At 69.3% G+C, this 21031-nt stretch carries 13 protein-coding genes; 9 read left to right on the plus strand and 4 right to left on the minus strand.

The genetic code is table 11. From position 1 onward, the window contains the following. Positions 1-343 precede the first annotated feature (343 nt). Positions 344-1000 carry an HAD family hydrolase gene (locus tag D2T30_RS03805; RefSeq protein ID WP_128207707.1) on the plus strand — a complete coding sequence of 219 codons (657 nt, stop codon included), beginning with the start codon at positions 344-346 and terminating at the stop codon, positions 998-1000. Here the strand turns inward: D2T30_RS03805 and pbpC are convergent, their stop codons facing one another. Further along, positions 1001-3034, minus strand: a complete 2034-nt coding sequence (gene pbpC, locus D2T30_RS03810; protein ID WP_241651194.1) for a penicillin-binding protein 1C — start codon at positions 3032-3034, stop codon at positions 1001-1003. It abuts the gene before it with no gap. After that, positions 3031-8481, minus strand: a complete 5451-nt coding sequence (locus tag D2T30_RS03815) for an alpha-2-macroglobulin family protein (protein ID WP_128207708.1) — start codon at positions 8479-8481, stop codon at positions 3031-3033. Before D2T30_RS03815 ends, pbpC begins: the two co-directional genes overlap by 4 nt. A gap of 163 nt (positions 8482-8644) precedes the next feature. Between D2T30_RS03815 and D2T30_RS03820 the strand changes: the two genes are divergently transcribed. Continuing rightward, entirely contained in the window at positions 8645-10837 is a 2193-nt protein-coding gene (locus tag D2T30_RS03820) for a response regulator (RefSeq protein ID WP_128207709.1), read from the plus strand. A gap of 193 nt (positions 10838-11030) precedes the next feature. On the opposite strand, the gene recQ is transcribed toward D2T30_RS03820, so the two are convergent. Next, positions 11031-13100 (minus strand): DNA helicase RecQ, encoded by a 2070-nt coding sequence (gene recQ / locus D2T30_RS03825; protein WP_128207710.1) that lies wholly within the window; start codon positions 13098-13100, stop codon positions 11031-11033. Between the two features lie 11 nt (positions 13101-13111). After that, positions 13112-13405, minus strand: coding sequence for a YggT family protein (locus tag D2T30_RS03830; RefSeq protein ID WP_128183984.1), 294 nt, complete (start codon positions 13403-13405; stop codon positions 13112-13114). Between the two features lie 137 nt (positions 13406-13542). Between D2T30_RS03830 and D2T30_RS03835 the strand changes: the two genes are divergently transcribed. From D2T30_RS03835 to dxs, 7 genes are all read left to right on the plus strand, one after another. Beyond that, on the plus strand, positions 13543-14925 hold the full coding sequence (locus tag D2T30_RS03835; protein ID WP_128207711.1) for an MFS transporter: 1383 nt from the start codon (positions 13543-13545) through the stop codon (positions 14923-14925). Next, positions 14922-15818 (plus strand): penicillin-insensitive murein endopeptidase, encoded by an 897-nt coding sequence (mepA, locus tag D2T30_RS03840; protein ID WP_128183980.1) that lies wholly within the window; start codon positions 14922-14924, stop codon positions 15816-15818. Before D2T30_RS03835 ends, mepA begins: the two co-directional genes overlap by 4 nt. After that, a complete protein-coding gene (locus D2T30_RS03845; protein ID WP_128207712.1) occupies positions 15791-16726 on the plus strand; it encodes an esterase-like activity of phytase family protein in 936 nt (311 codons plus the stop codon). The genes mepA and D2T30_RS03845 overlap by 28 nt, the downstream gene beginning before the upstream one ends. Positions 16727-16943: 217 nt before the next feature. Beyond that, positions 16944-17564 (plus strand): queuosine precursor transporter, encoded by a 621-nt coding sequence (locus tag D2T30_RS03850; protein ID WP_128207713.1) that lies wholly within the window; start codon positions 16944-16946, stop codon positions 17562-17564. A 350-nt stretch (positions 17565-17914) separates the two neighbouring features. Continuing rightward, positions 17915-18163, plus strand: a complete 249-nt coding sequence (locus tag D2T30_RS03855; protein WP_128183974.1) for an exodeoxyribonuclease VII small subunit — start codon at positions 17915-17917, stop codon at positions 18161-18163. Next, positions 18163-19023: a polyprenyl synthetase family protein gene (locus D2T30_RS03860; RefSeq protein WP_128207714.1), complete on the plus strand. Its 861-nt coding sequence runs from the start codon at positions 18163-18165 to the stop codon at positions 19021-19023. The genes D2T30_RS03855 and D2T30_RS03860 overlap by 1 nt, the downstream gene beginning before the upstream one ends. Positions 19024-19037: 14 nt before the next feature. Then, complete coding sequence (gene dxs / locus D2T30_RS03865; protein ID WP_128207715.1) at positions 19038-20960, plus strand: 1-deoxy-D-xylulose-5-phosphate synthase; 1923 nt, start codon at positions 19038-19040, stop codon at positions 20958-20960. Positions 20961-21031: the final 71 nt, after the last annotated feature.

Below are 21031 nucleotides of genomic sequence, written 5' to 3' on the forward strand. Positions count from 1 at the left end.
GAAAAACTCGGATATCCGCATCCTGATCGCCGCTGCCCGCGCATCGGGCGTTTCCCGACGGCCCGCACCACCTAAGCCCCCCCGAAATCCCGCACCCTTCTCCCTTTCGTGTTTCCATAAATATCCCGGGGGTGAATTTGCGCGCATGCGCAAAGAGGGGGCTGGCCCCCTGCCCCCCATCCACCCGCGGCCCGATCCCGGCTCCGACCCGACCTCCACACCACAAATCCGCGTCATCCGCGCAAAAGCCTCCCAATCGCGCCGCCTGCGGCACGGCGACGGGTTGCATCCCCGCGCCGGGCCGCTTTAATGCCATCCGACACCCGTTCAGACAGGAAAACCGATGACAAGCCAGACGCCCGACACTCAGCCCCTCCGGTTCAAGGGCATCGCCTGGGATGTCGACGGCACCCTTGTCGACAGCGAGCCTTTGCACCACGAAGTCCTGATCTCGGTCTGCCTCGATCTGGGCGTCGACCTGCGGAACGAGGCGGAGGACCGTTTCCTCGGCCTCTCGCAAGATGAGATCTGGGGCATGCTCGCCCCCGCCATGCCGCCGGGCCTGACCCGCGAGGCATGGAAGAACCGCCTGATCGACAGCTATATCGCCGGGTCCGGCACGCTGAAGCCCCTGCCCGGAGCGGTCGAGGTGATCCGCCGTTTCGCCGAAGCCGGGCTGCGGCAGGTGGCCGTGTCGAACGCCGGGCGGCGGGTGCTGAACGCGAATATCGCGGCGCTCGGCATCCGCGACCTGCTGGTGGGCACGATCTCCGTCGATGACGTGACCGAGGGCAAGCCCGCCCCCGAGCCCTACCGCAAGGGCGCGGCGCTGCTGGACCTGACGGTGCGCGACGTGCTGGCGGTCGAGGATTCGGGCACCGGCGCACGGGCGGCGAAGGCGGCGGGGATGCAGGTCGCCACGCTCGGAGTCGCGCAATCGGTGGGCGGCCTGCCGATCGCCAAGCTGGACGATCTGCCGGCGCTGGTGCTGGGCCGCTGATCAGCGCACCAACCCGACCCGGGACGAGGCCGACCGCCCCCGCGCATCCAGCACCGTCAGCGTGACGAAGCCCTGCGCCGGCAGGTCGATCCAGACCGCGCGGCCCCTTTCGCCCCTCGCCACCGGCATGCCGTTCGCCAGCCAGGTGAAGGGTGCCTGCCCGCCGCGCAGCTTGGCCATCACCCCGCCGCCCGAGGGCTGCAACAGCGCCCCGTCGGGCGGAAAGGTCAGCTCGGGCGCATCCGCATCGGCGACCAGCGCGCCGCGCGGACGGAACTGCCGCAGGGGCTGCGGCAGGCGGGCGTTCGGCAACAGCAACGTATCGGGCGGCGGCGGCGGCAAGGGCTCGCGCGCGGCCCCCAGACGGTCGAACAGCTCGAACAGCACCGGCGCCGCAACATCGCCGCCGAAGGCCCCCGGCACCGGCGTCCCATCGGCGCGGCCGAGCCAGACCCCGGCCACGAAGCGCCCGTCATAGCCCACCGCCAGCGCGTCGCGGTGCCCGTAGGAGGTGCCGGTCTTGTAGGCCACCCGCCCCGGCGCGGCGCCGGGCGGCGGCGTGATATGGGACAGGATATCCCCCACCTGCCACGCCGCGACGGGACCAAAGATCCGCCCCGGCAGCTCCCCGGCCCGACCCGGCTCCGCCGACAGCCGCAGGGGCCGCCCCTGCCGCGCCAGCGCCGCATAAGCCGTCACCAGATCCTGCAGGCTGATCCCCACCCCGCCAAGCGCGATCGCCAGCCCCGGCGCCGCCTGCCCCGGCAGCGCGACCTTCGCCCCCGTCCGTCGCAGCACCGCCAAGAGCCGCGCGGGGCCAAGGCTTTCGGTCAGGCTGACGACCGGCAGGTTCAGCGATTGCGCCAGCGCCTGCCGCAGGCTGACCGTGCCGTGGAACTGCCGGTCGAAATTCTGCGGCTGCCAGCGGCCGAAGGCGCGGGGGCGATCCTCGATCAACGTCTCGGGATGGGCGAGGCCGTCGTCGAACGCCAGCCCGTAGACGAAAGGCTTCAGCGTCGATCCGGGCGAACGCGCCGCCAGCGTCAGATCGACAAACCCCGCCCGCGCGGTATCCGTCCACTCGGCGCCGCCGACCTGCGCCAGAATCTCGCCGTTCCGGTGATCGGCCAGCACCATCGCCGCCGAGACCTGCCCGCCCTGCCCCGCCACCGCCCGAAGGGCGAGCCGTTCGGCCGCGCGTTGCAGCCCGGCGTCGATCGTCGTCGGAATGCGGCTGCCGGGCGGATGCGCCGCCGCCAGCCTTTGCGCCAGATGTGGGGCGAGCGCAGGAAAATCCCGCCGCGCCTGCGGCACGGCTTCGCGCATCGCGGCGGTAGCGGCCTCGCCGGTCAGCAGTCCTTCGCCGGCCAACCGCGACAGCACGCGGTCCCGCGCGGCGCGCGCGGCCTCGGGGTGGCGGTCGGGGCGGCGGGCCTCGGGCGATTGCGGCAGGGCGATCAGCAGCGCGGTTTCGGCGGGGGTCAGGCGGCGCGGCTCCTTGCCGAACCAGCTCAGCGAGGCGGCGCGCACCCCCTCGATATTCCCGCCGAACGGCGCGAGCCGCAGGTAAAGGCTCAGGATCTGCGCCTTCGTCAGCCGCCGTTCCAGCGCCAGCGCCACCCGCGCCTGCCGCAGCTTGCCGGAAATCCGCCCCGTCGTGCCCTGCTCCAGCAGCCGCGCCACCTGCATCGTCAGGGTCGAGGCGCCCGACACTACCCGCCCGGACACTGCCGCCTGCGCCGCCGCACGCAGCACCGCCAGCGGATCGACGCCGTGATGGCTGTAGAAACGGCGGTCCTCATAGGCGACCAGCCGGGCGGGATAGGCCGGATCGACCTCCCCCGGGTCCAGCCGCCAGCGCCCGTCCGCGACCGGGAAGGCGCGCAGGATCGTGCCGTCGCGGGCCAGCACCTCGCTCCCCACCGGCACGTCCAGCGGCGGCAGAGCGGTCCGCGCCACCCAGTCGTCCACGCCGTCCCGCGCGCCGGCCGCCAGCGCAAGGCCAAGCGCCAGCGCGGCGAGCCGCCCGCTCACTCGATCACCACCCCGGAGGCGTCGCCATGCGCCCGCATTTCCGGGCGATACATGTCTTCGACCGAGGCGGCGGGATGGCGGAAGGTTCCGGGGCTGACGGCGCGCACGATATAGGCCAGCCGGAAGGGCTGATCGCTCTGCCAGTCCACGGCGGCGAGGAAGCGGTCCTGCAGGAACTCCGTCATCCGGGTGTTCGTCAGCACGTCGAGCCAGTCGAGGCCGGCCAGATCGCCGCCGCGGATCAGGTTCGGGTTATCAATTTCAAACCCCGCGGGCAGCGGGTCCGAGATCATCAGCCGCGCGGCCTGCGGGCCAAGGGGCGTGACCTCGACCACCGTCACGAGCCGCGTCCCCTGCGCCACATGGGCGATGTCCACGGGCTCGCCCTCGGTCGTGTAGTAGCTGCGCGCGATCTGCCAGCCGTTGCCGCCAGCCGGTTCCGCCACCTCGGGCACGCCAAGCGTGGTCAGCGTCAGGGTCTGCGGCTGCGCCCCGCCATTGGCGATGGCGACGGAACGCCCGGCGGTCTCCGCGTCGATCATGCTGACCACCGGCCCGGCCGGGGTCTGGCCGTCGATCGTCAGCCCGCCCGCGCCGGGACGGTCGATCATCGCGCTAGCCGCCATCAGCACCCAGACGGATTCCTGCGTCGACAGCGGCACCTGACCCAGCCTTTGGGTGACCGAGGCGCCGATCGCCTCGCTGTCGATCGCATTTGATCCGGCCTCCTGCGCCAGCGCCAGCACCGCCGCGCGGTCGCGGAGCGCCGAGCCGTAATCGACCCGCCAGACCGCCCGCTCCGCGGCCTGCGCGGAAATCATCCGCCCCGCCCGCGCGAACATCGCATCCGCCCGCGCCGGATCGCCGTAGGAGGCCAGCGCCGCGCCCAGCTGCGCCGCCGCCATCGGCGTGGCGAAATCGTCGCCCTTCACATCGGCGTAATAGCGCAGATCGCCCACCGCCGCCGCGCCCTCGCGCGCCAGAACCATGAGTTGATAGGCCAGCAGCGCCCCGCCGCCGTTGGACTCGCGGTCGAAATCGGGGGCGTAGTTCACCTGATTGCGCAGGTTGTCGAGCGCGCTGCGGAACGCCTGATCCGGCACCGCATGCCCTGCCCGGCGCGCCCGGCTGAGGAAGTCGGTGACATAGGCATCCAGCCAGCCGTCCCCGGATTCCGGCCGCCACAGGCCAAAGGCGCCCGAGCCGTCCTGATTGGTCAGCACGCGCGCGATGGCGCCGTCGATCCGCGCGGGCAGGTCGGCGGGCGTCGCCAGCCCCATCGCCGTGGCGATCGAGGACAGATACAGCAGCGGCATCGCCTTCGACGTCACCTGTTCCGTGCAGCCATAGGGATAGCTGTCGAGCGCGGCCAGCACTGCAGGCGCGTCGAACCGCGCGATCGGCCCCGCCGCGAGGATCGACCGGGCGGAACCGGCCCGGAACCCGGCGAAGACATCGGCGTCAAAGGTGAAGGTCTGCCCCGGCGCAAGGTCGAACCGCGACTGCCGCGACAGGGTGGGATCGTTCGCCTCGACCGGGACGGTCAGGGTCTTGTCCAGCCGCTTTCCGTCGGGCGTGGTCAGGGCCACGCGGATTTCCAGCACGCCCTCGGCCGCCGGGGCGGTCAGCGGCACCTCGATCACCGCGCGTCCCTGATCCTCCAGCGTCACCTCGGCAGGCGCTTCGCCAAGGGTGAGGCCGGGCGAGGTGACCTCGATCCCCATCCGGCCCGCAGGCCCGCTGGTGTGATGCAGGTCCAAGAGCAGCCGCGAGCTGTCCCCCGGCGCAAGGAAGCGCGGAACCGAGGCGCTGACCACCACCGGATCGCGCACCAGCACGTCCTGCGCCGCCTGACCGATGCCGGTCTGCGACCAGACCACCGCCATCAGCCGCACCGTGCCGTTGAAGGAGGGCATGTCGAACTGCGTCGTCACCGTGCCATCCGCGCCGACCGTCAGCGGGCCGGAGAAATAGGCGACCAGTTCCTCGGTCGGCGGGGGGGCCTCGATGGTGCCCGCCGCCGCATCGCCGCCCGAGCGCAGGGTGCCCTCGGCCCCCGCCTGCCCGTCGATCAGCCGCCCGTAAAGATCACGCAGCCCGACGCCCAGACGCCGCTGGCCGAAGTAATGGGCGGCGGGATCGGGGGATTTGAAGGCCGTCAGGTTCAGGATGCCGACATCGACCGCCGCGATGGTCGCATAGGCGGTCTCGCCCGGCGCCACGCCCTCGACCTTCAGCGTCACGGGCAGGGGCGCGCGGGGATCGGATGCCTCGGGCGCCTGCAAGGTGGCCGTCAGCCGTCGTGCCCCCGAATCGACGGCGGCATAGCCGAGGCCAAGCGCCCGGTCCGGCGCGCGGTCCGGGGCCTGCGCCGCCAGAGGCCGGATGACCGAGGCGGTGACATAGGCGCCCGCCCCCCATTCCTCCGTCACCGGGAGATCGACGCCATTCTCCCCCGCCGTCACCGCCACCGATTGCAGCGAGATCACCCGGTTCGACAGGACGGACACCAGCGCCACCCCGTCCGCCGGCGCGACGATGCGCAGATGCGCCGTCTCCCCGGCCCGATAGGCGGGCTTGTCGAGCGACATCTGCAACCGGTCCGGGCTTGCCGCCACATCGGCGGGCGCGAACCAGCCCGCGTCGAAGCTGACAGAGCTTGCGGCATAGGCCTGCGGATCGTCCGCCTCGACCACCAGTTCGTATTCGCCCCAGCCGGTGGTGGCGGCGACCTCCTGCGGGGCGGTGCCGTCAAGGTCGAGCGCGCCCTCCGCCACGCGGGTGCGGCGGATCACGGGTTCCCAGTTCCAGCGGCCGTCGAGCGCATACCACTGATACTGCCGCTCGATCCGGTTCAGCCGCCAATGCGCCTTGAGCGCGACCGGCGTGACGTCCGGGCCAAGGGCCACGACCTGAAACCGCGCCTCCGCCCCCTGCGGCAGGATGTCGTCGAACATCGGGCGGATGCCGATCACCGGCTCGGCGGGCATCAGCGGCCGGGCCACGTCGCGTTCGACCGGGCGGCCCGAGGCCTCGCTCAGGCGCAGGATCACCCGCGCTGTCAGCGGGCGGTCCGCCATGCGGGCGGCCTCGGGCAGCGGAATGTCCAGCAACGCCTTGCCCTCCTCGTCCGTCGCGTCGGGCGGCAGGCTGTCGTAGACCGGGCTGAAGGGTTCGTCGTAGCGGCCGAAGCGGAAGCCCTCATACCCCGGCAGGGCCGAGGCCGCGGTCAGGCGCACATCGCCCTCGATCGTCAGATCCGCCCCCGGCGCGCCGAACAGGTAGCGCGCATCGACGGCCAGTTGCGGAATGTCCTCCGCCGTCAGGACGCCCTCGGGCAGGGTCAGGTCGAAGTCGATCTTCTCGGGCAGGAAATCCTCGACCAGCAGTTTCGACGAGGCGAGCGGGTAAGCCTTCGGATCCGCATAGACATCCAGCCGCCATGTGCCGCGCGGCGCGGAGCCGAGCAGCGGGAAGCTGACGACATGGCCGCCCGCCCCCGCCTCGGCCGCAAGCTGGCGGCGGTATTCGACGCCATCCGGGCGGACCAGAACGGCGGTCATCGGCACCTGCGGCAGGGCCTGCACCTCGGCGTCGCGGGCAAGGATCGTGGCGTTGACGGTTTCGCCCGCGCGATAGGCGCCGCGATCCGTGGTCAGGAAAACGTCGATCGGCGGCGCGGGCGGCAGCCCCGCCACGCCGCGGTCGGACAGGTCGAACTCGGCATCCGTGAGCGAGAGGAAGGACATGTCGTCGCCCCGCGTCACCGAAACCAGCGCGGGCGCCGCATTGCCGTTCCCCGCCGTCAGCGCCGCGTCGAAATGCGCGACGCCTTCGGGGTCGGTCACCGCCTCGGCGATCACCGCATTGGCGCGGGACACGAGCGTCACCTGCACCCCCGCGGCGGGGGCCGCGTCGGAAAGCTGGCGCACCGCGACCGTCAGCCCGTCGGTGCCGGAAAAGCTGGTCATCCCCAGATCCGAAACGACGAACCATTGCATCGCGGGGGGATTGTCGTAGCTGTCCTCACCGGGGATGCGGGCGATCAGCGCGTAGACCCCGGCGCCGAGCGGCCCCGTGACCTCCTGCACCGGCAGGCGGGTGGTGACCTCGCGGTTCATCTCCATCCCCACGTCGGCGGAGCCTTTCCAGACCTCCTCGGCCATGCGTTCGCTGAGGTCGTCCTGATCCCAGCGGTCGAGCGCGGTGGCGAAGTAATCCGCCCGCATCGCCGCGACGAGGTTCCGATCCGACACCCGCAAAAGCCGCAGTTCGACCGAGGTGGCATTGACCGTGTTCACCGGCACGCCCGCATCCGCGCCGCGCGGCAGGATATAGGCGCGGCCCGGGAAGGTGACCATCGGCGCGCGGTCGCGGATATAGCCGGTGATCGGGACATCCTTCGCCAGCGCATCCCCCGCCGCATCGGGCAGGCCCTTGCGGAAGGTCAGCGTATGGCGCTCGCCGCGGGAAAGCCCCTCGACGCAGATGCGGTTGGCCTCCGCCTCGACCGAAAGGCCGGTCGCCGGAAGTTGCACGAAGCTCGCGTAATCGGTGCCGGAACGGGCCAGATCCTCGGAAAATACCGCGCAGATGCGGGGGCTGGCACCGTCCGATTCGATCTGGTGTTCGGTGATGCGAAAGCCGTATTTGCCCTGCGCATCGGCCAAAGCCTCGGCCAGATCGGCGCGGGGCGACAGCGCCACGGCCTTTGTAAGCGCCGCGATCATCGCCCGCGTGTCGCCGCCGCGTTCCAGCGCCCGCGACAGGACGTTCAGCGCCTCGGCCTGCGCGGCGGGGCTGGCGGCGCGCAGATAGCCGTTGACCGCGGCGAGCCGCGCCCGCCAGCTATCGCCGTCGCGCGCAAGCTCCAGCGCCGCGAAATCCGTCCAGCGTTCCGAGGCATCGGTCAGCACGATCAGCGCGCCCTGCAATTCCTGCGCGCGGTCGAGGTCCTGACGGGCGCGGGCGTTGCGCAGCTCTGCCTCGATCTGCTCGGGCGTGGCGAAACCGGTCAGGTAGGTCAGCCCCATGTCGCGCGCCATGCCGTAGGCGTCTTGGGCATTTTCCCCCGGCAGGAAGTCCAGATCGCCAAGCCGCGCCCGCGCACGGTCCAGCACCCCCGCATCCGTCGTCAGCACCTGACCCGACACCGCGCCGGCATAGGGCGCGGTGCCCGTCACGTCCGCCTTGGGAAAGCAGGAATTGTTGCGCGCGTTGAAGGTCACCGCCTGGCATTGCGCATCCGCCAGACAGGCCGCCGCGCAGCCGCGCAGGCTGGTGTCGAAGATCTGCGACAGATCGCGCCCGACCAGATCCACCCCGTCGGCATAGGACAGCCGCCGCTCCGGCACGGGCGGGCGTTCCTGCGCCGAAACCGGCGGCGCCATCACGCCCGACAGCAGGATCAGTGAAAGGATGAACCGCATTCCCCCGAAGCCACGCATGAATCCCCCCAACGCGCCGGAAATTTGACCGGATGGTGTCATGCCGCGACCGTCAGATCAACCGGAACGCCCGGCCAGATGCCGGATTGCGGTTAAGCGTTAATTCATCCCCCGCATGCAAAGTCACCCTCGTCGGTGCAACGGGGGCAGAGATCAGGACGGCATGGCAAAATCCGGTTTTTCCCTGTCCGACAAGGTGTTGCAGGAACGCCGCGCGCGCCTTGCGGCGGAACGGCAATTGCTGGAAAAGCAGCGCGACCTTGCGGATCTGTCACACAGGCTGACACAATATCCGCCCGCGCCGGCGGAACGGGCGGCGCAGGGCGAACCGCCCCCGCCCGCCATCCCCGACGCGCAGGATGTGCGCCGCAAGCTGCTCGACGCGCTGGAGGCCATGCGCGACGGCTTTGCGCTCTACGATCCGCAACTGCGGCTGGTGGTGGCGAACCGCGCCTATCTGGCCCTGTTCGGCACGCCGGATGCGCCCCCCGGAACATCCTGGGCCGCGATGGCCGAACGCCTTGTCACCGGCGGGCGGATCGACACCGAAGGCCGCTCCGCGGCCGACTGGCAGGCGGCGCTGACGGGGGCCGAACCCGTGCTGCTGCGCACCGTTTCGGGGCGGCATCTGAAGCTGGTGCAGAGCCGGGGCCCGGATGGCGATCTGGTCTGCCAGATCCAGGACATCACCGAGATCGTCCTGCGCGAAGAGGAACTGCAACACGCCAGCCACCGCGCCGAGGAAGCCGCCCGCGCCAAGACGGCCTTCTTCGCCAACATGAGCCATGAGCTGCGCACCCCGATGAACGGCATCGTCGGCATGGCGGACCTCCTGGCCGAAACCGGACTGACCGAGGAACAGCGGCTTTACACCGACACGATCCGCACCTCGGGCGAGGCGCTGCTGACGATCATCAACGAGGTGCTGGACTATTCCAAGCTGGCGGCGGACCGCACCGTTCTTTATCCGGAACCCTTCGACATCGAACGCTGCCTGCATGAGGTGATGGCGCTGCTGCTGCCCGCCGCGCGGGAAAAGAACCTGCGGCTGATCGTCGATTACGACATGTTCCTGCCGACGCGGTTCATGGTGGATCCGGGGCGGCTCAGGCAGGTGATGACCAACCTGATCGGCAATGCGGTCAAGTTCACCCTGTCAGGCCATGTGCTGGCGCGCACCGTCGGCTTTCGCCGCGAAGAGGGCAAGTACGAGGTGCATTTTTCCGTCGAGGACAGCGGCATCGGCGTTTCGGTTGAGGAACAGGAACGGATCTTCGGCGAATTCGCCCAGGTCGAAAGCGCCGGCGACCGGCGGTTCGAGGGCACCGGGCTCGGCCTTGCGATCACCCACCGGCTGGTGGCGCTGATGGGCGGCGCGATCTGGATCAAGAGCGAGCTGGGCCGGGGGTCGTGCTTCGGTTTCACCCTGATGCTGCCGGTGGCCGAGGATGACAAACCGGCCGAGACGCCGGGCGTGCCGATGCGGCTGCGCGCGGCGCTGGTGATCGACGATGTGCTGATCAACCTGATGGTGCTGGAACGGCAGCTGGAAACCTTCGGCATGAAGGTGACGAGCTGCCGCACCGCCGCCGATGCCTACAAACTGATCGACGGCGGCGCGCGGTTCGACGTGGTGATCGCCGATCAGGCGGTGTCCGATGTCGACGGGCGCGCCATCGCCGCCCGGCTGCGCGCGGCGGCGGGGCCGGGCCGGCCGGATACGCGCGTGGTGATGATGACCGCCGACGCCCCCGGCTGCGCGCAGGCGCGCGCGCTGGACCCGTCGATCCACTGTCTGGCCAAGCCGGTGCTGCGCTCGGATCTGTTCCGCTGCCTGCAACGCATCTCGGCCGAGACGCATCCCGCCGCCGCGCCCACGGAACCGCCCGCCCTGCCCCCGCCGCCTGCCGCGGAGGACCCGCACAGCGCCCCGTCCGCGGATCTGCGCCGGATGCGGATCCTGACCGCAGACGACAACCGCACCAACCAGCTCGTCTTCGCCAAGATGGTCAAGAATCTGGACGCCGATTTCCGCTATGCCGCCAATGGCGAGGAGGCCGTGCGCCTGTGGCGCAGCTTCGAGCCGGACCTGATCTTCATGGATGTCTCGATGCCGAAGATGGACGGCCGCGACGCGACCCGCATGATCCGCGAGGCCGAGGCCGAAAGCGGCGCGCATGTCGCCATCTGCGCGCTGACGGCCCATGCGATGCCGGGGGACAACCTTCAGATCCTCGATTCGGGGATGGACCAGTATATGACCAAACCCTTCAAGCGCGCCAAGATCCTGCGCCAGATCGAGGCCTCGCGCCCCCCCGACTGCCGCCCCGTCAGCCCCGCCGATCCCCGGCAATGAGGAATGCCACGGCGAGCCGGCCCCCGCGCCATCAGCCCTGCCGGTCCCGGCACGAGGACAAGGAGGGTTGTGGCGAAAGGGCAAGAATGGCATCGCGCTGACCGCCGCCCGTCAGCCCTGCCGGTCCCCGGCACGAGGATAAAGAGAGCCGTAGCGAAAGGGGCAAGATTGGCATCGCGCCAACCGCCGCCGGTCAGCCTTGCCGATCTTCGGCGATGAGGGCGAGGAAGACGTCGGCGAAACGGTCGAGCTTGGCCTCGCCCATCCCCTGAATGCGGGCGAGGCCGTCGCGGTCGCGGGGCTTCGTCTCGGCGATGCGGGCGAGCGTGGTGGTGTTGCAGCTCAGGAACTTGTCGTGCCCGTCCTCGCCCCGCGCGAGATCGCGGCTCGCCTCCAGCAGCCGGTCGAACAGATCGCCCTCCTGCCGCCCGGCCAGCTTCATCCGCGCCGGATGCACCGCCGGGGCCGCCGCGCCGAGGATCACCTCAAGAAACGCCGTCCCGTAGCTTTCGAGCTTCTTCGCCCCCACCCCGTTCACCCGCGCCATCTGGTCGAGCGTCTCGGGCCGGGTCTCGGCCATCTCGATCAGGGTGCGGTCGGGGAAGATCATATAGGCCGGCAGGCCCGCCGCCTCGGACAGCGCGCGACGCTTGGCCTTGAGCGCGGAGAGGAGCGGCGCATCCTCGTCCGACACCAGCGCGCGGGCGACGGGCTTGGCCTTCGCGCGCTGGATCAGGTCGCGGCGCAGGGTGATCGCTTCTTCGCCGCGCAGGATCGGGCGGGCGCGTTCGGTCATCACCAGCGCGCCGTGGCGTTCGCCGTCGGGGCGGATCAGGTCGTGGCCCAGCATCTGCCGGAATACGGCCTGCCATTGCGGGCGGCTCAGTTCGCGCCCGACGCCGAAGGTGGGCAGCCTGTCGTGACCGCGCGCGCGGATGCGGTCGTTTTCATTGCCCAGAAGGATCTCGATCAGATGCCCGGCGCCGAAACTCTCGCCGGTGCGCAGCGCGGCGGAAAGCGCCTTGCGCACCGCCTCGGTCCCGTCGAACAGATCGGGCGGATGGTCGCACAGATCGCAGTTGCCGCAGGGATCCGAGCTTTCGCCGAAATAGGCGAGCAGGCGCTGGCGACGGCAGGAGGTCGCCTCGGCCAGACCCAGCAGCGCGTTCAGCCGGGCGTGATCGGCGGCCTTGCGGTCGGGCGGGGCCAGCCCCTCGTCGATCTGCTGGCGGCGAAAGCGGATGTCGTCGGGACCATAGAGCGTCAGCGTTTCCGCGGGCGCGCCGTCGCGTCCGGCGCGGCCGATTTCCTGATAATAGCCTTCGATCGACTTGGGCAGGTCGGCATGGGCGACCCAGCGGATGTCGGGCTTGTCGATCCCCATGCCAAAGGCCACCGTCGCCACGACGATCAGCCCGTCCTCGCGCTGAAAGCGGGCCTCGACCTCGCGGCGGTCGTCCGGATCCATGCCGCCGTGGTAGTGGCAGGCGGGATGGCCCGCCTCGCGCAGCGCGGCGGCCAGCGCTTCGGTCCGCGCGCGCGAGGCGCAGTAGACGATGCCCGACTGCCCCCGCCGCGCCGCCGCGAAATCGAGGATCTGCCGCCGCGGCTGATCCTTGGGCGCGAAGGCCAGATGGATGTTCGGCCGGTCGAAGCCGCGCAGGAAGGTCGCGGGCTGCGTGCCGCCGAACAGGCGGGTGACGATCTCGGCCCGGGTTTCCTCATCCGCCGTGGCGGTGAAGGCGGCGAGGGGCACGCCCAGCACCCGTTTCAACTCGCCGATGCGCAGGTAATCGGGGCGGAAGTCATGGCCCCACTGGCTGACGCAATGCGCCTCGTCCACCGCGATCAGACGGGTATGCGCGCGCTTCAGCAGAGATTGCGTCGCCGTCGAGGCCAGCCGCTCCGGCGCGATATACAGAAGCTTCAGCCGCCCGTCGTCGATCGCCTGAAAGACATCCTCGGTTTCCTCCTCGGTATTGCCCGAGGTCAGGGCACCGGCCTCCACCCCCGCCTCGCGCAGCGCCCGCACCTGATCGCGCATCAGCGCGATCAGCGGCGAGATGACCACCGTCATCCCGTCAAGACACAGCGCCGGCAGCTGAAAGCACAGCGACTTGCCGCCACCCGTCGGCATGATCGCCAGCGTGTCGCGCCCGGCGATGACCGCGCGGACGATTTCCTCCTGCCCCGGGCGGAAGGAATGGAATCCGAAGACCGAGGCCAGCAGATCCGCGGGATTTAAAGCCGTATCAGGCGCCATGTCAGGCAAGGTCAGAACCCGTAGAAGAAGCCCGCATTGTTGCGCAACGCCTGCTGCGCGATGATGATGATGATGAACACCACCAGGGGCGCAAGATCGATCCCCGACAGGTTCGGCAGGAACCGGCGCACCGGCCCGTAGACGGGTTCGAGCAGGTTGTTCAGCCCATACCAGACCTGCGCCACCAGCGGCTGGCGGAGGTTGAGAACCTGAAAGTTGATCAGCCAGCTCATGATGATATGGACGATCATGACGAACCAGACGACGTTCAGGATCAGCGTGAGCGCCTGATAGAGCGTGACCATCAATTAACCTCCGGCTGTTGTCCGCCCAGAGGTAAGCCGTCGCGTTCCGCTGCGCAACCATGCACGTGCGTTCGGGGGTTGCGCCCGGGTCCGGTTTCGGCGTTGATCCCCCCCGATCGCATCGGGCAGGAGAGATCATGATCACGCCTCGCAAACGGATTCTCGGCTGGTGGTTCTTCGACTGGGCGAGCCAGCCGTTCAACACCCTGCTGCTGACCTTCATCTTTGCGCCCTTCATGAAGGACCTGCTGGGGTCCGGCACGGCGGCGCAGACCGTCTGGGGCTATGGCGTCGGCGCCACGGGGATCCTGATCGCGCTGGCCTCGCCCTTCCTTGGCGCGATCGCCGACCGTTCGGGGCGGAGGATGCCGTTCATCTGGCTGTTCTCGCTGATGTATGTGCTGGGATCGTGGAGCCTGTGGCAGGCGCAGCCGGGCGACGTGAACCTGTTCCTCATCATGACGGGCTTCGCCATCGGCATGATCGGCATGGAATTCGCCACCACCTTCACCAATGCGATGCTGCCCGACGTGGCGCCCAAGGGGCAGATCGGGCGGGTTTCGGGCTCGGGCTGGGCCTTCGGCTATCTGGGCGGGATGGTGGCGCTGCTGATCATGCTGTGCCTGTTGCAGATCAACCCGGCGACGGGGCGGACGCTGATCGGGCTGCCGCCCATCTTCGGGCTCGACCCGGCGACGCGCGAGGATACGCGGATCGTCGGCCCCTTCACCGCCGTCTGGTATGCGGTGTTCATGGTGCCCTTCTTCCTGTGGCTGCGCGACCATCGCCGCCCCGATGCGCTGTCGGTCTGGCAGGCGACGCGCGGCGCCTGGCCCGACCTGCGCGAGCGGCTGAAACGCCTGCCGAAGCAGCGCGGCCTGTTCCTGTTCCTGATCGCCGCGATGTTCTACCGCGACGGGCTGAACGGGCTGTATACCTTTGGCGGCATCTACGCGATCGGCGTGCTGGGCTGGTCGATCACGCAGATCGGCCTGTTCGGTATCCTCACGACGCTGACCGGGGCGCTGTTCGCCTGGCTCGGCGGCAAGGCGGACGACCGCTTCGGCCCGAAGACGGTGATCGTGCCCGCGCTGCTGGTGCTGATCGCGACCGTCTGGGGGGTGATCTTCGTCTCGCGCGACAGCGTCTTCGGCCATGCCGTGGGGCCGGACAGCATCCTGCCCGACATCGCCTTTTATCTGCTCGGCGGGCTGATCGGCGCCGCGGGCGGAACCCTGCAATCGGCCAGCCGGACGCTGCTGGTCGCGCAGGCGGAGCCCGCCCGCATTACCGAGGCCTTCGGCCTTTACGCCCTGTCCGGCAAGGCCACCGCCTTCATCGCGCCGGTGACGATCGCGGTGATGACCCAGATCAGCGGCAGCCAGTCGGTCGGGATCACGCCGCTGATCGTGCTTTTCGTTCTGGGTCTGGTGCTGCTACTGTGGGTGCGACAGGACGGCGCCCGCCGCGGCGCGCCCTCCGGCGAAACCCCGCCCCACGAAGGAGCAGAACATCCATGATCCGCCTGACCACCGCACTGGTCCTTGGCCTGCTCGGCGCCGTGCCGGCGCAGGCCGATACGCTCGCCCGGCTGGCCTTCGGCGCGATTCCCGTGCCGTCGCAGCAGCAGCCCACGCCGATCGGCTCCTATTCCCGGGGCTGCGCGGCGGGGCTGGTCGCGCTGCCGGAAAGCGGGCCGACCTGGCAGGCGATGCGGCTGAACCGCAACCGCTATTACGGCCAGCCGGTGATGATCTCTTTCCTTGAGGACCTGTCGCGCTATGCCGCCACCCTGCCCGGCTGGCAGGGGCTTTACATCGGCGACATCAGCCAGCCGCGCGGCGGCCCGATGACCGGCGGCCACGCCAGCCACCAGATCGGGCTCGACGCCGACATCTGGATGCTGCCGCCGCAGCGGCTGAACCTGACGCGGGCGGAACGGGAAAAGATCAGCTCGATCTCCATCCGCACCGCCGACCAGACGCGGGTGACCCGCAACTGGACGCCTGCGCATATGGCGCTGATGAAGACGGCGGCCAGCGATCCGCGCGTCGACCGGATCTTCGTCGCCGCGGCGGCAAAGATCGCCATGTGCAACGCCGCCCCGCGCGGCGACCGCGCCTGGCTGCAGAAGATCCGCCCGATCTACGGCCATGACACGCATTTCCACGTCCGGCTGAAATGCCCGCCGGGCAGCACGATGTGCGAGGTGCAAAGACCCACCGTGGCCGATCTGTCCAAGGGCGGCGATGGCTGCGATGACACGCTGAACTGGTGGGTGACGACCTATCTGGACGAACTCCGCAACCCGCCGAAGAAACCCGCAAGCCCCGCTCCCGCGCCCAAAACCGCCAGAACCTACACGCTTTCCGATCTGCCCGCCGCATGCCGCAACGTTCTCGCCTCGCGCTGATCGGCGCCCTTGCGGGGCTGGCGCTCGGACTGGTCACGACCGGATGCGCCGCCACACAAAGCGATGCCGCACCCCCCGCCGAATTCCTGCAAAGCCTGGTCTGGAAGCTGCCCGACCCGGCCTTCGGCGGCTTTTCGGCGATCAAGTTCACCGACGAGGGGCGCGATTTCGTGACGGTTTCCGACCGCGGCACGATCTGGCGCGGGCATCTGGACCGGGATGCGACGGACCGCATGCTGGGCGTGGTGCTGAGCTCGGGGCCGGTGGTTTTGCGCGACAGCGCAGGCGTAGTGCTGGACCGCCGCCGCGGCGATTCCGAGGGGCTGGCGCTGGCTCCGGACGGATCGGCCTATATCTCCTTCGAGGGGAAGGAACTGGCCCGCGTCGCCTATTACCCGACGGATGACGGCAAGGCGATCCGCCTGCCCCGGCCGCTGGCCTTCAACACCTTCGCGCCGAATGAATCGCTCGAAACGCTGGCGCGGGATGCCGAAGGCACGCTCTACACCATGCCCGAAAGCCCGATCGGCCCGGTGCAGGCCTATCCGGTCTGGCGCTATCGCGGCGAAAGCTGGGACCAGCCCTTTTCGATCCGCCGCGACGGCACGTGGAAGGCGGTCGACGCCGATTTCGGCCCGGACGGGCGGTTCTACCTGCTGGAGCGCGATTTCTGGGGGCTGCTGGGCTTTCGCAGCCGGGTGCGGGTCTTCGACATCGCCGGCGACACGATCTCAAAAGGCGAGGTGCTGATCGAGACCTCGGCCGGCACGCATGACAACCTCGAGGGCATCGCGGTCTGGCGCGACCGCACCGGGGCGATCCGGCTGACGATGATCTCGGACGACAACCAGCGCTTCTTCCAGCGCACCGAATTCGTCGAATACCGGCTGCGCCCCGCCCCGAACTGACGCCATTCCTGCCTTCATTCTTCCATAAATATCCCGGGGGTGAATTGGCCGCAGGCCAAGAGGGGGCTGGCCCCCTCCCTTCCCCACCGCCCGCGCGAACCCAACCCGGTGCAGGCAACGGACGGACAAAATCCTTGACCGCAAGGGGCTGCGGGCGTAAGTCGCGCCCGTCCGGCAACGGACCATGTCCCCGCTACCATGTAAAAACGGTGAACCCATGCAACGCCTGATGCCCGGCATCATCGCCATGACCATTGTCGTCGTGGTTTCCAACATCCTCGTGCAGCACCTGCTGGGTCAGTGGCTGACCTGGGGGGCCTTCACCTATCCGCTGGCCTTTCTGGTCACCGACCTGACCAACCGGCTCGCCGGTGCCGTCGCGGCGCGCAAGGTCGTCGTCATCGGCTTCATCGTCGGCATCGCCTGCTCGGTCATCGGATCGCAGATCGAGGGCGAGTTCGGCGCGCTGGTCAGCTTCCGCGTCGCCGTGGCCTCGGGGCTCGCGTTCCTCTGCGCGCAGCTCACCGACGTGTCGGTGTTCAACCTGCTGCGCCGCTACAGCTGGTGGAAGGCGCCGCTCTTCGCCTCGTTCATCGGCTCCTGCCTCGACACGGCGATCTTCTTCACCATCGCCTTTTCCGCGGCGCTGAGCTTCATCGAACCGTCGAACGATGTCGCCTGGGCGAACGAGGTGCTGCCGCTTCTGGGCGTCGGGCCTGCGGTTCCGCTCTGGGTTTCGCTGGCGGTGGCCGATTGGTGTGTAAAAGTTGCTATAGCAGTAATCGCACTGACGCCTTATCGGGCAATCGTCTGGAGAAAAGCGCCAAGACTTGCGTAATTTAACTTGCGCGATACCAAATCTGTGCCAACCTCCCCTTATCGGCAACGCATGAAAGGAGGTGGTCCAGTGTCTAGAGTGATATTGGAGAGAAGTGTCGGGACAGCCAGGGGGGCCGAGGCCTGAGGGCAACCCCAAGGGTCGAGAACCCTGGCTGGGACGGTGGATCTGACCAAGACCCTAACCGGACCATCTCCGTAGATCTCGGGGGCCGCTGGCAAGAGCCGCGGCCCTTTCTATTTGCCCCGTTTGCCTTGGCCCCGCGCTGCCCTATTTCTGCTGCACGGGCTGGAAACAGGGCGCCATCCGTGGCATCCCGGAACCGCGAAACAAGGACGGGGAATCTGACGATGGCGGAATCCGACGCGGACGTTGCGGCGATGAGCTTCGAACAGGCGATGAAGGAACTGGAAGGCGTCGTCGGGCGTCTGGAACGCGGCGAGGTCCCGCTGGACGAATCGATCCGCCTTTACGAACGCGGCGCCGCGCTGAAGGACCGCTGCGCGAAGCTGCTCAAAGAGGCCGAGGAGCGTGTCGAAAAGATCACGCTCGGCGCCGATGGCGCGCCCGCCGGCACGGTCCCGGTCGAAGGTCTGTAATGTTCCCCATCCGACTGGAAGAGGTTCAGCGCGAGGTTTCCGCGGCCCTGGCCGAGGCGATCGCGGCCCAGCCCCCCGGTGCCCTGCGCGATGCGATGGGATATGCGGCGCAGGGCGGCAAACGCCTGCGGGCGTTCCTCGTGCTCGAATCGGCGGCGCTGTTCGGCATCCCTTCGGCGCAGGCGATGCCCGCCGCCGCCGGGGTCGAGGCGCTGCATGCCTATTCGCTGGTCCATGACGATCTGCCCTGCATGGATGACGACGATCTGCGCCGCGGTCAGCCCACGGTCCATGTGAAATGGGACGAGGCGACGGCGGTTCTGGCGGGCGACGCCTTGCAGACGCTGGCCTTTGAGCTGTGCGCCGATCCGGCGCTCGGAGAGCATCGCATCGATCTGGTGCTGGCGCTGGCACGGGCCTCGGGTGCGGCGGGGATGGTGCATGGGCAGATGCTGGACATCGCCGCGGAAACCGCCGCCGCGCCGCTGACGCTGGCGGAGATCACCCGGTTGCAGGACGGCAAGACCGGGGCGCTGATTTCCTTTGCCGCGCAGGCGGGGGCGATTCTGGCCGGGGCGGACCGGGCGCCGCTGGCCGCCTATGCGCAGGCGCTCGGCCTCGCCTTCCAGATCGCCGACGATATTCTGGATGTCGTGGGGTCCGAGGAAACGGCGGGCAAGCGGCTCCACAAGGATGCCGGGGCGGGCAAGGCCACCTTCGTTTCCCTGCTGGGGCTGGAAGGGGCGCGGCAACGCGCCGCCGATCTGGTGGCCGAGGCCGAGGCCGCCCTTGCCCCCTACGGCGAAAAGGCCGAAACCCTGCGCGCGGCGGCGCGTTACGTGATCGCGCGCGACAGATAGGCGGGAGAGAAGCCATGAGCCAGACCCCCAAGACCCCGGCCAAGACCTCGGTGCTGGACCGCGTCCATCTGCCTTCGGACATGAAGGCGCTGTCGGATGCGGAGCTGAAGAAGCTTGCCGCCGAATTGCGGGCCGAGACGATCTCGGCCGTGTCGGAAACCGGCGGGCATCTGGGCGCGGGTCTGGGCGTGGTGGAACTGACCGTGGCGCTGCATGCCGTCTTTGACGCGCCGCGCGACAAGATCGTCTGGGACGTGGGCCATCAATGCTATCCGCACAAGATCCTGACCGGGCGGCGCGACCGGATCCGCACCCTGCGGACCGAAGGCGGGCTCTCGGGCTTCACCAAGCGGTCCGAAAGCCCCTATGACCCGTTCGGGGCGGGGCACAGCTCCACCTCCATCTCCGCCGCGCTCGGCTTTTCGATGGGGCGGGAACTCGGCGCGGAAACCGGCGATGCGGTGGCTGTGATCGGCGATGGCGCGATGTCGGGCGGCATGGCGTTCGAGGCGATGAACCACGCCGGCCATCTGGGCAAGCGGCTCTTCGTCGTGCTGAACGACAACGAGATGTCCATCGCCCCGCCGGTGGGGGCGCTGTCGGCCTATCTGACCCGGCTTTATGCCGAAGGGCCGATGCAGGATCTGAAGGCCGTCGCCAAGGGGGCGGTGAAGCTCCTGCCCGAACCGTTTCAGGAAGGCGCGCGGCGGGCCAAGGACATGCTCAAGGGCATGGCGGTCGGCGGCACCTTGTTCGAGGCTCTGGGCTTCACCTATATCGGCCCGGTCGACGGGCATGACCTCGACACGCTGCTGCCGCTGCTGCGCACGCTGAAGGCGCGGGCGACGGGGCCGGTGCTGATCCACGCGCTGACGAAGAAGGGCAAGGGCTATGCCCCGGCCGAGGCCAGCCCCGACCGCGGCCACGCCACCGCACGGTTCGACGTGGCGACGGGGGCGCAGGTCAAGGCGCCCTCGAACGCGCCGAACTACACCAAGGTCTTTGCCGAAAGCCTGATCGCGCAGGCGAAACGCGACGAGCGCATCGTCGCCGTCACCGCCGCGATGCCGGACGGCACCGGGCTGAACCTGTTCGCCAAGCAATTCCCGCGCCGCTGTTTCGACGTGGGCATCGCCGAACAGCATGCCGTGACCTTTTCGGCGGGGCTCGCTGCCTCAGGCATGCGGCCCTTCTGCGCGATCTATTCGACCTTCCTGCAACGCGGCTACGACCAGATCGTGCATGACGTGGCGATCCAGCGGCTGCCGGTGCGCTTCGCCATCGACCGCGCCGGGCTGGTGGGGGCGGATGGCGCGACCCATGCGGGGGCGTTCGATGTGGGCTTCATGTCCTCGCTCCCCGGGATGGTGGTGATGGCCGCGGCGGATGAGGCGGAACTGGTCCACATGGTCGCCACCGCCGCCGCCCATGACGAAGGCCCTATCGCCCTGCGCTATCCGCGCGGCGAGGGAATGGGCGTCGACATGCCCGAGGCGGGCCAACCGCTGGAGATCGGCAAGGGCCGCGTGGTGGCCGAGGGGGCGCGCGTCGCGATCCTGTCCTTCGGCACCCGCCTCGCCGAGGTGCTGAAGGCGCGCGAGGCGCTGGCCGCCCGCGGCCTTGCGCCCACCGTGGCGGATGCGCGGTTCGCCAAGCCCCTCGACACCGACCTGATCCTGCGGCTGGTGCGCGACCACGAAGCGCTGATTACCATCGAGGAAGGCGCGATCGGCGGCTTCGGCAGCCATGTGCAGCAATTCCTGATGGAACAGGGCGTGTTCGACCGGGGCTACAAGTTCCGCGCGATGGTCCTGCCCGATACGTTCATCGACCACGCCTCCCCCGCCGCGATGTATCGCACCGCCGGGATGAACGCCGCCGACATCGAGGCGAAGGTGCTGGACCTGCTGAACGTCGCGGTCGCCCGCCGGGCGTGACCCCTGCCCGCGGAAAAACCGGCCGGGGCCGCTTTTCCGCCGTTTGACCAAAATCAAGGCCGGAACCCTTT

The sequence above is a fragment of the Paenirhodobacter populi genome, from assembly GCF_004022215.1.
Lineage (GTDB): Bacteria > Pseudomonadota > Alphaproteobacteria > Rhodobacterales > Rhodobacteraceae > Rhodobacter > Rhodobacter populi.